Source organism: Cohnella phaseoli (assembly GCF_003386235.1).
Lineage (GTDB): Bacteria > Bacillota > Bacilli > Paenibacillales > Paenibacillaceae > Cohnella > Cohnella phaseoli.
On sequence record NZ_QRDZ01000005.1, the window covers coordinates 391,449 to 405,603 of the forward strand.

General features: G+C 57.1%; 10 protein-coding genes and 1 rRNA gene. 8 read left to right on the top strand and 3 right to left on the bottom strand.

Going from position 1 to position 14,155, the window contains the following annotated elements:
* Window positions 1–32: 32 nt before the first annotated feature.
* On the bottom strand, window positions 33–776 hold the full coding sequence (locus DFP98_RS09170) for an AAA family ATPase (protein WP_116060265.1): 744 nt from the start codon (window positions 774–776) through the stop codon (window positions 33–35).
* Between the two features lie 178 nt (window positions 777–954).
* Here DFP98_RS09170 and DFP98_RS09175 point away from each other — a divergent pair, with 178 nt between their 5' ends.
* The 5 genes from DFP98_RS09175 to DFP98_RS09195 are packed head-to-tail and all read left to right on the top strand — an operon-like array spanning window position 955 to window position 8,818.
* Window positions 955–2,394 (top strand): SWIM zinc finger family protein, encoded by a 1,440-nt coding sequence (locus DFP98_RS09175; protein WP_116060266.1) that lies wholly within the window; start codon window positions 955–957, stop codon window positions 2,392–2,394.
* 21 nt (window positions 2,395–2,415) lie between these two features.
* Window positions 2,416–4,203, top strand: a complete 1,788-nt coding sequence (locus tag DFP98_RS09180; RefSeq protein WP_116060267.1) for a HEAT repeat domain-containing protein — start codon at window positions 2,416–2,418, stop codon at window positions 4,201–4,203.
* Complete coding sequence (locus tag DFP98_RS09185; RefSeq protein WP_116060268.1) at window positions 4,179–5,270, top strand: ATP-binding protein; 1,092 nt, start codon at window positions 4,179–4,181, stop codon at window positions 5,268–5,270. Before DFP98_RS09180 ends, DFP98_RS09185 begins: the two co-directional genes overlap by 25 nt.
* Window positions 5,228–7,588, top strand: a complete 2,361-nt coding sequence (locus DFP98_RS09190) for a DUF5682 family protein (RefSeq protein ID WP_116060269.1) — start codon at window positions 5,228–5,230, stop codon at window positions 7,586–7,588. Before DFP98_RS09185 ends, DFP98_RS09190 begins: the two co-directional genes overlap by 43 nt.
* A gap of 3 nt (window positions 7,589–7,591) precedes the next feature.
* A complete protein-coding gene (locus DFP98_RS09195) occupies window positions 7,592–8,818 on the top strand; it encodes a VWA domain-containing protein (RefSeq protein ID WP_116060270.1) in 1,227 nt (408 codons plus the stop codon).
* 246 nt (window positions 8,819–9,064) lie between these two features.
* Here DFP98_RS09195 and DFP98_RS09200 read toward each other — a convergent pair whose 3' ends face one another.
* On the bottom strand, window positions 9,065–9,427 hold the full coding sequence (locus DFP98_RS09200; protein WP_116060271.1) for a hypothetical protein: 363 nt from the start codon (window positions 9,425–9,427) through the stop codon (window positions 9,065–9,067).
* A 125-nt stretch (window positions 9,428–9,552) separates the two neighbouring features.
* Here DFP98_RS09200 and hprK point away from each other — a divergent pair, with 125 nt between their 5' ends.
* Together hprK and DFP98_RS09210 are read left to right on the top strand one after the other, a co-directional pair.
* The gene (hprK, locus tag DFP98_RS09205) at window positions 9,553–10,467 is read left to right on the top strand and encodes an HPr(Ser) kinase/phosphatase (protein WP_116060272.1); all 915 of its coding nucleotides are present in this window, start codon (window positions 9,553–9,555) and stop codon (window positions 10,465–10,467) included.
* On the top strand, window positions 10,464–11,501 hold the full coding sequence (locus tag DFP98_RS09210; RefSeq protein WP_116060273.1) for a TraB/GumN family protein: 1,038 nt from the start codon (window positions 10,464–10,466) through the stop codon (window positions 11,499–11,501). The genes hprK and DFP98_RS09210 overlap by 4 nt, the downstream gene beginning before the upstream one ends.
* 92 nt (window positions 11,502–11,593) lie before the next feature.
* On the opposite strand, the gene DFP98_RS09215 is transcribed toward DFP98_RS09210, so the two are convergent.
* Window positions 11,594–12,658, bottom strand: a complete 1,065-nt coding sequence (locus DFP98_RS09215) for a bifunctional 3-deoxy-7-phosphoheptulonate synthase/chorismate mutase (protein ID WP_116060274.1) — start codon at window positions 12,656–12,658, stop codon at window positions 11,594–11,596.
* A gap of 1,399 nt (window positions 12,659–14,057) precedes the next feature.
* On the opposite strand from DFP98_RS09215, the gene DFP98_RS09220 reads away from it, so the two are divergent.
* A 16S ribosomal RNA gene (locus DFP98_RS09220) occupies window positions 14,058–14,155 on the top strand; the annotation flags it as partial.

The window sequence follows — 14,155 nt, forward strand, 5'->3', positions numbered from 1 at the left end:
ATTTGTAACGGATGGCGAATATACAATGACTCTCAGCTCTCCTCGTCGTCGAACAAATCGCGGAACACGGCCTTGCGATTTTCGAGGAACCTTCTCGTAAGCTGATAATGCTGCGTATTTTCGTATGCGATCTCGGAGATCGGGGCTTCGTCGAAGGAATAAATCCGGGCTTCGGGAAAACCGAGCAGGATGGGGGAATGCGTGGCGATAATGAATTGGGCGTTCTTCCGCATGCCGTGAAGAATGGACAATAGATTCAACTGTCGGGCGGGCGAGAGGGCGGCTTCCGGCTCGTCCAGCAGGTAGACGGCTTGCTTGCCGAAGCGGTTGCGGAACAGGCTCAGGAACGATTCCCCGTGCGATTGCTCGTGCAGAGATTTACCGCCGTAGGAGGCGTAGATTTGGTTGCGATACTCCGGCAGCTCCCGAGCTTCCCGGTCCAAGTAATTGGCAAAATCGAAAAAAGACTCCGCGCGCAGGAAAAAACCGTTGCGCACCTTAGGCAGCCAGGACAAGCGGATGTGCGGCCCAAACGCGGCCTCCGCGTTTTCCGCCTCATAGGTGTTGTTAGGTCCTCCTCCGGCCGTATGAAAACCGCACTGCCATGCGATCGCTTCGAGCAGGGTCGATTTGCCCGAGCCGTTCTCGCCGACGAAAAAGGTGACCGGGGCGTCAAGATTTAGCTTCGTGGTGTTCCGCAAGGAAGGGATGGAGAACGGATAGGCGGCCCGGGACGGAAAGGTTTCGTGCAATACAGTAACTTCCTTCAGGTACATAGACGCACGGACTCCTTGCAAAATTAGGCTTTTTCACACATTTGACGATTCTAATCTCCTAAAGTTGCGAATCTATATAAATTGCGACCATTTTCCCATATTTCCCATTGTGAGAGGAAAACCCCAAGCCTGTGGGGAAGTAGTCACAGATTCTTATTACAGATGCGAGGGAAATCCGATGAATCATTTGACTGAAGCTTATGTGGACAGTCTCGCCCTCAACGCCGCCGCAATCAAGAACGGCAAGGACTTGGTGAGAAAAAACAGCCTGCAGCAGCTCGGCCGGGCGGAAGACGGCACGCTGCTGGTGGGAGAATGCAAAGGAAGCGGCAAGGAGCCGTATCGCTGCTCGGCGGATTTCGTCAATCCCGAGAACCCGGTGTTTCGCTGCTCGTGTCCGAGCCGTCAGTTCCCCTGCAAGCATTTGCTGGGGCTGATGTATGCTTACGTATCCGGCCTGCCGTTCTCCGTGGCCGAGGTGCCGCAGGACATTGCCGACAAGCGGGAGAAGGCCGAGAAGCGCGAGGAGAAAAAACGCGAGGTCGCCGTCGAAGGAACGGCGCCGGTCAAGCGCAAAACGAACAAAGCCGCGCTCGTCAAGAAGACAGCCGCGCAGCTGGAAGGGCTGGAAATTGCCGAGAAGCTGCTGCGCAGCCTCGTTCAGTCCGGCCTTGGAAGCGTGGACAAGAAAACGATCAAGCTGCTGTCCGAGCAGTGCAAGCAGCTCGGCAATTATTACATACCGGGCATCCAGAATGCGTTCCGGGGACTGCTGCACGAATTGGATAACGATCGCGAACGCGAGACGATGTATACCCGGGCGGCGTCGCGTATGACGCTGCTGCATTCCCTGCTGAAGAAAAGCCGGGAGCATCTGAGCGCAAGGCAGGAGAATCCCGACTTGCCGCTGGACGTCGACTCCGCGCTGGAGGAGAAAATCGGCCATGCCTGGCAGCTTGCCGAGCTGCGGGAACGCGGGCTGGCGCATAACGACGCAAGACTGCTGCAGCTTGCCTTCCGCTCGTTCGAAGATGCGGCAAGGGGGGAGTATGTCGACGAAGGTTATTGGTTCGAGCAGACTACCGGACGAATACATGTTACCCGCACTTATCGTCCGTTTCGCGCCGCCAAGCATATTCGGGAAGAGGACTCCGTCTTCGACGTTGTGCACGCGGGCGAGCTGTTTATTTATCCGGGTGAGCTGAACGCCCGAGTGCGCTGGGAGACGCACACGTTCGAGGAGCCAAACGCACAGACGTATGCCTCGGCATTGTCCGGTGCGATTCGCTCGTTTCCCGATGCGATCAAACAGGTGAAAAACCAGATCAAAAATCCGCTGTCCGACAAGCATCCGGTCTTGTTGCTGGCGTTTAAGGAAATGGTTGCAGACGAGACGGGCCGATATGCGCTCGTCGACGACCAAGGCGGCAGACTGCCGCTCGCGGATATCGAATATTTGGAGCAGCCAACGACACACTTGCTGACTCTCCTTCATCGTCGGGATGTCAAGGGAAAGGCGATGCTGGCGATGTTCGAGCACGACGCCGAGAGCGGCAGGCTGAACGCGCAGCCGCTTAGCGTGGTGACGGACGATGCTGTCGTTCGCTTATTGTACTAGTCTGCAAGGGAGGATCAGAGGATGAGTTTGGAAACGCTGCAAGAACTGGACAGAGAGACGAGAAGATTGTTCATCGCCGGGAGCAAGCTGGCCCGCGGCGATCTGAGATTAACCAAGCTGCTGCCAAGCGTTCGCAAGCTGGGGGAGGCTTCGCCCGTATTCGCGCGCGTCGCGCAGGCCGTCGAGCAGACGCTTGAAGCCGGGCAGGAAGAAGCGGATATGAGATTGCTCGATTTGTCCGCGCTGCTGAATTCGATTTTGTACACCCAAGGACGGACGGACGTTCCGGGAGAGGTCGCTGCGCTGGAAGGGACGGATACTTTCGATTACGCGATGCAGCCTTATCGCAAGCTGAAGCCGGTGATCGAGGCGCTGACCGTGAAAGGGCAAGGAAGAATGGAAGTGCTGCGTCAGGCTTGCGAGGAAGGCGCGATTCGCGACTATCGGCTGCTGCTTCCGGCTGTGGCCGCATTGGAGGACAGCTACGCGGAAATTCCTGAAATCGCCGAGGAGAAAATCATCCCCGGATTCGGGCAGGCTGCTCTTCCCGCGCTGCTCCGCGCTTTCCGTTCGGATGGCGGCAAAGGGGACTCCCGCCGGCTTCGCCTCATTCACGGGATGCAGGGGGAGGCGGCAAAGCCGCTGCTGCTTCGGACCGCGGAGGAAGGCTCGCCGGAGGTGCGGGCAACGGCGATTGAACTGCTCGGAAGCTATGCGGATCAGGAGAGCTTTCTGCTCGCTCAGGCGGGCGAGAAGCGCAAGGAGATTCGCCGCGCGGCGCTGCTGGCGCTGGCGAATGTAGGCACGCCGGCTGCGTCCGAGCGGATCTACAAGGCGCTCGTCTCCAAGGACCGCGAGCTTGCCGTCGAGCCGATCCGGATGTCCGCGGACGCCGACTTGATTCGCCATGCCCTTGCGTATGCCAAAACGGTGAACCGCGAGTTGACGGAGGAAGAGGCGAAGAAGGAAGAGGCGTGGGCCCCGGTGCAAGCGGTGCTCGATGCGCTCGGAGACCGGAGGTTCGCCGAATCTACGGAACTGCTCAAGGAGCTGTTTTCCAACCCGCTGTTTGCCGCCCATGCGCCGTATTGGCTGCAGCGGACGGCGGGAGAGCATCTCAAGGACGACGTCGGACAGGACGCCCGAAGCTTCGCCATTGCGTTGGCCGACAACAACCGGGGAAGGTATCTTGAGCTTAGCCTTTATGCCGCCATGCGCAGTCTGACTCCGGCCGAAGTGTACGAGCGCTTCTCCAAATACAAGCTGACGGGGAAAAGAAAGGCGCTGGCGGAAAGCATGCAGATGCTGCTGCCGACGATCGCAGATCACTTGATGCGCGAGGAGCCGGAGGAGTCGATTCCGGCGTTGGACTCGCGCTGGCTGGAGCTGTTCATCGAGCAGGACGAACTGGAGGTCGTGACGAGGCTGGCTAACGAATTCGACAAGCAGACGGAGCGGTATTTGCTCGATAAATGCGAGGCGAAGCCGGATTTCACCGAAGACGTCATCGCTCATGCTCTGCTGGCCTTGTTCAAGATCGGCAGCAAGCAGGCTCCGGATATGCTGATACACGTGCTGGAGACCGGGAAGAGACGTACGATCTATTACTTGTATCCGCAGCAGCGCCTGCTGCTTGGACTGCTTCCTGGCTCCTACGCGGATCGACTTGAACAGTATATCGAGAAGCTTCATTATCCGAGCGTTCGGGAGCAGGTGCAGGAGATTGTGCAAGAGCTGAGAGCCAAGCGGCAGGAAGCGTCCGGCCGCGGGAAGGGGATTATGGAATGGATCAAGCAACGAATGTCTTAAGATTGTCTGCGGAAAGGCTTTACGCCCATGAGCTAGAGGCGCTGACTGCAGCGGATGCGGGAGCGAAGCCGCCGGGGTGGAGGCTGTCGCCTCGTGCGGTACTGACGTTTATTACGGGCGGCGAGGCAGGCGGCGTGCCGATCCGACCGAAATATATCGGCAATAAGCGGCTCGTCGAGATGGCGATCGCCACCTTGTTGACCGATCGGGCGCTGCTGCTGATCGGCGAGCCGGGAACGGCCAAGTCGTGGCTGTCGGAAAATTTGACCGCCGCCATCTACGGCGATTCGTCCAAGGTAATTCAAGGGACGGCGGGCACGAGCGAGGAGCATATTCGCTACTCCTGGAACTATGCGATGCTGCTGGCGCAAGGACCGTCCGATCAAGCCTTGATCAAGAGTCCGATCTATCGGGCGATGGAGGACGGCGGCATTGCGCGGTTCGAGGAAATTTCCCGTTGCGCCTCGGAGGTGCAGGACGCGCTGATCTCCATTTTATCGGAGAAAACGATCTCGATTCCCGAGCTCGGACGCGAGCTATCCGCGTCCAAAGGCTTCTCCGTCATCGCGACGGCCAACACGCGGGACCGCGGAGTGAACGAGATGTCGGCGGCGCTGAAGCGCAGATTCAATATCATTGTACTGCCGGCGCCTTCCAGCATTGAGACCGAGGTCGACATCGTCAACCGACGCGTTGCCGAGATCGCCGCCAGCTACGAGCTGCAGGCCGCGCTTCCCGACGAAGAGGCGGTGCGCAAGGTGGTCACGATTTTCCGCGAGCTGCGCGGAGGAGCGACGCTCGACAACAAGGAGAAGCTTAAGCCTCCGAGCGGCGTCATTTCGACGGCGGAGGCGATTTCCTTGCTGACCGGAAGCATGGCTCTGGCCGCCAGCTTCGGCACGGGGGAGATTGCGGACGAGGACATTGCCGCTTGCTTGCAAGGAGCGGTCGTCAAGGACGAGGAGAAGGACCGGCTCGTCTGGAAGGAGTATCTCGACAATGTGATGAAAAAGCGGGGATCGGAATGGCGCAGTCTGTACAACGCTTGCAAGGAGCTGAACGGTTGAACGGGGAGCAGGTGCGCGTCTTCGGCGTCAGACACCTGTCCCCGGCGGGCGCCTATCACATGCGGACGTATCTGGACGAGATCAAGCCGACGGCCGTGCTGGTCGAGGGGCCAAGCGACGCGAATGCGTTTATCGGCCAGTTGACGAAGAGCGGCGTAAAGCCTCCCGTCGCTCTGCTCGCGTATACGGGCAGCCTCCCGGTGCGTACATTGCTTTTTCCGCTTGCGGCCTATTCTCCCGAGTATCAGGCTTTCGTCTGGGCGAATAAGCGCGGCGTACCGTGCGAGTTCATCGATTTGCCGACGGATCGTTCGCTGGCGCTGCTCGGATTGCGGGAAAAGGGCGGCGAGGACGACGTAGCGGAGGATGCGGTGGAGAAGAGGAGGGCGTATGCGGGCTGGCAGCATTCGCTGTACGAATCTATCGCCGAGCTGGCGGATGAGCCCGACTACGAGGCGTATTGGGAGCGTCACTACGAGCATGCCGGAAGCCAGGGCGCTTATCGTCAGGCGATTCATGCCTTTTCGGCGAGCATGCGCGAGCTGACGGAAGCGGAGGAACGAACGTCCGCGCCGCAGGAGCTTGCCTATAACGAGCTGCGCGAAGCGTTTATGCGCCGACGGATTCGCGAAGTGATGGCGGCGGGGCACGAGCCGAACCGTATCGTCGTCATAGTCGGCGCGCATCACGCTTCAGCGGTGGACCTGTCGCTTCCGGCGATGACGGACGCGGAGCTCGGCAAGCTGCCGTCCGTACCGACAAGCTTGACGCTGATGCCTTATACGTACTACAAGTTGTCTTCGCATTCCGGCTACGGGGCGGGCAATCAAGCGCCCGCTTATTATCAGTTGTTCTGGGAATGTCTGACCGGGAGCAAGTCGGACGAACTGCCGACGATCTACATGACTCGCCTGGCGACGCTGCTTCGCGAAGCGGGAACGTATCGCTCGACGGCCTCCGTTATCGAAGCGGTGCGCATGTCCGAGGCGCTGGCTTCTCTGAAGGGCGGCAGCAGACCGACCTGGAAAGATCTGCGCGACGCTGCCGTCGTCTGTCTAGGCAACGGCGATTATGCGGTCGTTGCGGAGGCGCTCGCACGCATCGACGTCGGAACGGAGATCGGCAAGCTCCCCGAAGGGGTCAGCCAGACGCCGATCCAGGACGATCTGAACCGCGAGCTGAAGCGGTTGAAGCTGGAAAAGTACAAAACCGCCGTCGCTCAGGACCTTGAGCTGGATTTGCGGGAAAACCGCAGGGTGAAGTCCGAGGAAGCGGCGTATCTGGACTTGAACCGTTCCGTCCTGCTTCACCGGCTTGAGATTCTTGGCATCGGGTTTGCGCGCAAGCAGGCGGTTCATCAGGAGTCGGCCTCCTGGGCGGAGCGCTGGGTGCTGCAGTGGACGCCGGAGGCCGAAATTCAGGCGGTCGAGTCGACGCTAAAGGGCGAGACAATTCAGATTGCGGCGGCTTATGTGATTCATGAGCGGCTGCAGCAATGCGAGAATTTGGCGGAGGCGGCCAAGCTGATTCGCGTTTCCTGCGAATGCCGGCTTGTCGAAGCGATGGCCGAGTCGACCCGCGCCCTGCAGGAGCTGGCGACGGAAGCCGGCAACTTCGAGCAGATCGCGGGCGCGGCGTTCGAGCTGTCCGCGCTCGTCCGCTACGGCTCGGTTCGCCGCCTCGAGACGGAATCGCTTGTGCCGCTGCTGAAGCAGCTGTTCCTTCGAGGCGCATTGCTGCTCGTGGATTCGGCGAATTGCAACGACGATGCGGCGAGAGGCATGGCTGCGGCGATTCAGCAGCTGCATGCGGTTGCGCAGGAGCATTACGAGGAAGTGGACGAAGCGCAATGGCGGACGAGGCTGCGAGAGCTGGCTACGCGGGACGACCGGAACGCCAAGCTGTCCGGCTTCGCATTCGCCATTCTATTGGAGCGGGACGAAATATCCGCGGACGAATGCTCGCAGGAGGTATCGCGTCGTCTGTCTCCAGGCGTTCCCGCGGATTTGGGAGCCGGCTGGTTCGAAGGGCTGTCGATGCGCAACCGTTATGCGCTGCTGTCCCGCGCCGCCCTATGGGAGCAGTTGGACCTGTACGTTCAGTCGCTGGAGGACGAACCGTTTTATCGTTCCTTGGTGTTTCTGCGCAGGGCGTTCGCGGATTTCGAGCCGCGGGAACGGGCTTCCGTAACCGAGCTGCTCGGAGACCTGTGGGGAGCGGGGGCGGAACAAACGAGCGAGGAGCTGCTGCAGCCGCTCGACGAAGAGGAGAAGAAGAAGCTGGATGAACTCAACGAATTCGATTTTGGAGATTTGTAGCCTATGAGCGATCTCGATCGAGAGAAGCTTAAGCGATGGCGGCTCATTCTCGGAGCGGCGGCGGAGGAGAAGCTGGAGGCGATGAGCGCTTCCGGACCTGGCGGTCTGCTGGATCCCGAGGATTTGCTGAGAGACGAGGCGCTTGCGGCGATCTATGACGATACCGGAAAAGACGGAGGAGCCGGTGGCAGCGGCGGCGGGAGCGGTGCTTCCTCGCGGTCTGCGGGGCTCGGCAAATCGTCTCCGCGTCTGGCCAAGTGGCTCGGAGACGTCCGTTCGCTGTTTCCGGCCGACATCGTGTCCGTGATTCAATCGGACGCCATTGAACGCAAAGGATTGAACCAGCTGTTGTTCGAGCCAGAGCTGCTATCCAAGGTCAAGCCGGACATTCAGATGGTGGCGACGCTGCTTGCGCTCAAGGGGCAAATTCCCGAGAAAGGCAAGGAAGCCGCGAGACAGCTTGTGAAGACGGTTGTCGAAGACATTATGAGACGGCTGGAGCAGGAGATGAGGAGGGCCGTAACCGGGGCGCTGAACCGGCGGCAGCACTCTCCTCTGCCTTCGGCCAACGGGCTGGACTGGAAAACGACGATTCGCAAAAATTTGAAAAATTACGATCGGGAAAGAGGTTTACTTATCCCCGATAGAGTGTTCTTCTATGACCGCGCCCGCAGAAGCAAGGAGTGGACGGTCATACTCGATATCGACCAGAGCGGCTCGATGGCGGGCTCCGTCATCTACGCTTCGATCGTCGGCTCCATCTTCGCGAGTATGCCATCGCTCGATACTCGCGTCGTCGTGTTCGATACAGAGGTCGTCGATCTGACGGAGCAGTGCGCGGAGGACCCGGTCGATATGCTGTTCGGGGTGCAGCTCGGAGGCGGTACGGACATCAACAAGTCGCTCGCTTATTGCGAATCCTTCATTCGCGAGCCGAAGAAGACGCTGTTCATTCTGGTGTCGGACCTGTACGAGGGTGGCAATCGGGCGGAGATGATCCGGCGCATGGGCGAAATGCGGCAAGCGGGCGTTCAGGCGATCTGCCTGCTCGCGCTGTCCGACGACGGGGTGCCTTCCTACGACGAGGGGATCGCGAAAAGATTAGCCAAGCTCGGTATCCCCTGCTTTGGCTGTTCCCCGGATCGGCTGCCGGAGTTGATCGAAGGGGCGCTGAAGGGAATGGATTTGGCCGCGTTGGCGGATCGGATCCAGGCTGGACGGAAGGGGTAGTTCGGCAAGCTCTCTCAACGCGCGAAGAGACTGTCTCATAAGCCGATCAAGTTGCTGTTAAAGATAATTGATAAAAAAGGTGACGGGTGTATGTCCCTCCTCCGATGCTATACGCTCCTGAAATCTGAATTGGGAAACCCGAGACGGGTGATTTCAGGAGCGTATGAGGCGTCTCCAGGAGGTGCATACACCTGTTTTATATCTCGATCATCTCAAGCAACTCAGCTTGTGGGGGATCCCCTTATGCTACGTTTGCGTCTCGCGAAGCGTGGACGACACGTACAAATAAGGAGTACGCATCGTCGTATAGGTGCCCTCGAGCGATTTTTCGTTCAGCAGACCGGTTTTCACTAGCGCGGATATTTTGGCCGGATCGGCTTTAAACAAAGCTCTCCACAGCTCGGGATCGGGCAGGACGGCGGCTAGCTGCTGATCGTTGTAATGTCTTTTTTCCTGATAGACGATTTTCAGCGTGTAGTCGCCGCAGACGAATTCCGCATCCTGGGCGATTTCGCCCGTAATCTCCTTGCGAAGCTGTTCAAGTTCGTCTTCCGTCTGTTTGATCTGGGCTTTCAATTGGCAATACCGGGCGAGCTTGTCTACGTTCATTCAATAACCTCCATTTCATCGATATTCATGGATATGAGAGAAAAGAAGAAGTTATGAAGAGCCGACAACTGCTGTGGATGCCGGGTAATTTTTGCTATAATGGAGGCGTTAGGAGGGGAAATCGATTGAAGTCCATTACGGTTAAGCAATTGCAAGAGAAATTCAGCCTGGAAATTCTGGCTGGGGAGGACAATCTGGAGCGGGCAATAACGCGTTCGAGAGCCCATCGTCCAGGCCTTGAGTTTGTCGGCTATTTCGATTTCTTCCCGATGAACCGGGTGCAGGTACTCGGTCGGAAGGAAATCAACTATTTGCATAAGCAGACGGAGGAAGAGCGGCGGCTGCACATCGGCAACGTCGTGAAGTATCACCCTCCTTGTTTTATCGTTACCGCTAACCAGGAAGGCCTGAAGTATTTGATGATTTATTGCCAGCAAGAGGGCATACCGCTGCTGCGAACATCGGATGCGACGACGGAATTTCTCGGCAAGCTGGATGCTTATCTGACGCAGGCGTTGGCTCCGGAAATCGCCATTCACGGCGTATGCGTCAACGTTTCCGGAATCGGCATTTTGCTGCGGGGAAAATCGGGCATCGGTAAGAGCGAGACGGCTCATACGCTTATTCGCAGAGGCCATCGGCTGGTCGCGGACGATATTGTCGTAATGAAAAAGCTAAGCTCCAAGACGATTCTCGGCACCCACAACGAGACGACGCGGGAGTTTCTGGCGCTGCGCAGCATCGGTCTGGTTAACGTAGTCCGTCTATACGGCAGAAAGGCGTTCCAGGACGAGACGCGCATCGTATTGGATATCGAACTGGCTCCGTGGAAGGACCAGACGCTGAACAACGAGCTGGAGATCGAGCAGAAGTATACGGAATATCTCGGCGTAAAAATTCCCCATCTGGAAATTCAGCTCCAGCCCGGGAGGGATGTCGCCGGCATGATCGAGGCGGCGGCCAATAGCTGGTACTTGAGACAGCAAGGCTACAGCGCGGCCGAGGAATTCATGAAGCGGATTGAAGGTGAGATGAAGTGATTCGAAGCCTGTCACGGCCATGGACTGCGGCGATTTTGGCCGTCTTCGTCCTCTTCGTTTCCGCCTGCAGCTCCAAGACCGAGAATGCGCCGCAAGCTACGTCCTCGCAGACGGCCTCACCTTCCGCTTCGGGTGCGGTTGACAGCGCTCCTTCATCAAGCTCGGAGCCTTCGACTTCCCCCGAAGCGGCACAACCGGCCAAAGGGTTTCTGTGGAAGATCGAAGGCGGAGCCCATCCCGGTTACTTGGTCGGCACGATCCACATTGCGGACAAGAAAATGTATCCGCTGGACCCACAGCTGGAGCGGACGCTGGACGAAGCGGATTTCGTCGCTTTGGAGCTGGATTTGACCAAGGCCGATCAGAAACGGACGCTGGAGCTTGTCAACGAGCGGGCGATGCTGCCGGAAGGAACGACGCTTAAGGATGTCGTAGACGAGAAGGATTATGAACGTTTTCAATCGATTTTGAAGAAATCGCTGCTCGCCGCGGCAGCGCCGATGTTCGATCAATACGAGCCCTGGTATGCGGCGATGACGCTTGAAAGTTTGCCCGCGATGAGGTTTATGTTGACCGAGGGCATCGATATGCATTTTGCCAAGCAGGCTCACAAGGAAGGAAAAGAAGTGATCGAGCTGGAGTCGTTGGAAGCTCAGTTGGACATTTTCGACGGACTTTCCGAAGAGATGCAGCAGCTCTATTTTCATCAAACGGTGAGCAGCAGCGGCAAGGCGATGGAAGGGATGCAACAACTGATTGAGATGTGGCAGGCAGGGAATCTCGATGAGCTGGAGACAGCCCATAAGCAGTTCGAACAGGAAGGCCTGGAGTCGATGGGCAAGCTGTTCGAGGAGTATAATGATGCGCTGCTGCTGAGCAGGAATGTCGCGATGGCGGATAAAATTGACGATTTTCTTCAGAAGGGGAAGGACGGCACTTATTTGATCGCCGTGGGCTCCCTCCACATGCCCGGAGAGAGCGGCCTGGTGTCGCTTCTGGAACAGAAGGGCTATGACGTCAAGTTTATGCAATAGCCGGGTCGGCATATAACATAAGAGGGAACCCGTAAGTCAAGGCAGCAGGCTACTGCGACGACTGGGGTTCCCTTTTTCAGCTAGTAACGAGCTTATACGGACAGACCTACTTCTTCAAGGAACTTGCGGAATTCGTCGAAATTCATCTGCTGGGCGGCGTCGGACAAGGCGGTGGCCGGGTCGGGGTGCACCTCTACCATTACGCCGTCGGCTCCCGCGGCGATAGCCGCTTTGGCGCAAGGCGCCATAATATCCTTGCGGCCGGTCGAGTGCGTAACGTCGACCAATACCGGCAAGTGGCTCTCCAGCTTGAGAATCGGCACGGCCGAGATGTCGAGCGTATTGCGGGTCGCTTTCTCGTAGGTGCGAATGCCGCGCTCGATCAGCATAACCTGCGTATTTCCTCGCGACACGATGTATTCCGCCGAATGGAGGAACTCGTCTATCGTTGCGGCGAGCCCTCTCTTAAGCAGTATAGGCGTCTTGACGTCTCCCGCAGCTTTGAGCAGCTCGAAGTTCTGCATGTTTCTGGCGCCGATCTGGATGACGTCAATATATTGTCCGGCCAATTCGACATGCGCAGGATCGACGATCTCGCTGATCGTTTTTAAGCCGAATTCGTCCGCGACCTCTTTGAGAATTTGGAGGCCTTCGATGCCGAGCCCCTGGAAGTCGTAAGGGGAGGTACGAGGCTTGAACGCACCGCCGCGCAGAACGGTCACTCCCGAAGCCTTCAGCATGGCGGCCGTTTTCCGAACCTGCTCGTAGCTTTCCACGGAGCAAGGGCCGGCGACCAGAATCGGCTTCTTGCCGCCGACGGCCACATCTCCGACGGATACGATCGTATCTTCCTTATGTCTCTTGCGGCTGACAAGCAGATGCTTCACGTGATCCGATTGCTGCAGCTTAAGCGAGGCCTGGAACATCTGCTTGAACAGATGGCGGATCGTCTCGTTGTCGAACGGGCCTTTATTTTGGGCGACGAGCTCGTCGAGCATCTCTTTTTCCCGGACAGGATCGTATTTGGGTACGCCTTGCTTTTCTTTTTCTTGTCCGATCTGTTGTGCGATGCGGCCACGTTCCGATAAAAGCTCCAAAAGCTGCTGATTCACGGAGTCAAGCTGTCCGCGCAGCTCCTCCAATTTTCCGTTGCTCATGATCGATCTCTCCTTATTGAATGTGGTAGGTTCGCAAGTAACAAAAAAAAAAGACCTCTCCTCCGCAAGGGACGAGAAGTCGTGGTACCACCCTTATTAGAAATGCATCTCGCCGCTCCGGATACGGCCGCGGATTCATTTCTCACTCTGACCTTTAACGCAGGGATACGGGTTGCCCTACCGCGAATCCGTTTGGGAGACGCTATCAGGAACCGGCTCGGGAGTGAACTTCGGCGGAATCTTCGCTCGGGCGCTCTCAGTCGGCGGCGCTCCGTCCCTGGCAGCTAAGGCTGTCCGCTTACTCTCTCCGTCGTTGCCTTTTGGCAATTCATTCAAGTGTTAGCTGAATTCTATCGCAACGCTTCCGGCCTCGCAAGGCTGCGGGTTAACGCGCGATTGCATCATTGCGGTAAAGTTTTGCGGCGACGGAGTCAATGGGAATGGGGGGCGAACGGCAAGAGGTCGGGGGATTGCTGAAGAGCGGCGGCTTGAGTTGAGGAGGAGCTGATGCGGAACTGTTACTCGATACTGATGCGCTATATATAGAAGAACTCGGTGGGCCCAAGCTTCAAACCGACTGAATTGGCTTCGAGCTGTACGACCTTTGGATTTAATATCTTTATTAGTTGGTTGGCTTGCGGCAACGGTGATTAAATGAGAAGAACCGACTGGACGACACTGCGCTAAAGCGGAAAATCCACCTAAAATTCGGGCAACCGGCCATTCTGAAGAAAATAGAGCGGATTCTCCGTTCTAAAATCCGAAAAAGCTGATTTTTTCAAAAATAAAGCGGGAAGTCCGCTTTATTCCCGCCGAATCTGCCCGAATGTAGGAAATAAAGCGGGAGATCCGCTTTATTGTCTAAGGGGCCAGGGCAAGGTTGGTGCTCCTATAATACCCAAGACACTAACGCTATTGCTGATCTTTCCAGTATTGCTACTGCACACAACATAACAAGCTATACATTCCGCACTGCTCCCCATCATCCTTTCTTAGCCTGGGTAATCTAGTGTCAGCATACTGCTAAAAGTTTTTTTTGCAAAAAGAGTTGCATTATCAATAGCATTCATGGTATATTCTAATTCCTGTCGCCGACACGAAGCGTACTTGATAGAAACGCTTAAGTCGAATATCCTCGAAAAATATCGAATCTGGTAAAAATTGAGGGTTGCAAGAAGGCGCGGGATGAGGTAAGATGAAATTCCTGCGCCGGAAACGGACGGGCCAGCAACACCGATTGTTCTTTGAAAACTGAACATTGAGCGTAAGAAACAAAAACGTCGGAAGACGACTTCGGTCGTCGGAAGGCAAACCAGCAGTGAATGAGCCTCAAAGGCTCTATGCGTTGGAGACTTTCACTCTCGGGACTTCCTCTGGAAGCCCTGCCGTGAAAGCTCCTTTCATGGAGAGTTTGATCCTGGCTCAGGACGAACGCTGGCGGCGTGCCTAATACATGCAAGTCGAGCGGATCTCTGATGGAGCTTGCTCCTGATGAGG

Coding starts and splice junctions, on each gene's coding strand:
- DFP98_RS09180 (WP_116060267.1), top strand. CDS start 2,416: ATGAGTTTGGAAACGCTGCAAGAACTGGACAGAGAGACGAGAAGATTG.
- DFP98_RS09175 (WP_116060266.1), top strand. CDS start 955: ATGAATCATTTGACTGAAGCTTATGTGGACAGTCTCGCCCTCAACGCC.
- DFP98_RS09190 (WP_116060269.1), top strand. CDS start 5,228: ATGGCGCAGTCTGTACAACGCTTGCAAGGAGCTGAACGGTTGAACGGG.
- DFP98_RS09170 (WP_116060265.1), bottom strand. CDS start 776: ATGTACCTGAAGGAAGTTACTGTATTGCACGAAACCTTTCCGTCCCGG.
- DFP98_RS09215 (WP_116060274.1), bottom strand. CDS start 12,658: ATGAGCAACGGAAAATTGGAGGAGCTGCGCGGACAGCTTGACTCCGTG.
- DFP98_RS09185 (WP_116060268.1), top strand. CDS start 4,179: ATGGATCAAGCAACGAATGTCTTAAGATTGTCTGCGGAAAGGCTTTAC.
- DFP98_RS09195 (WP_116060270.1), top strand. CDS start 7,592: ATGAGCGATCTCGATCGAGAGAAGCTTAAGCGATGGCGGCTCATTCTC.
- DFP98_RS09200 (WP_116060271.1), bottom strand. CDS start 9,427: ATGAACGTAGACAAGCTCGCCCGGTATTGCCAATTGAAAGCCCAGATC.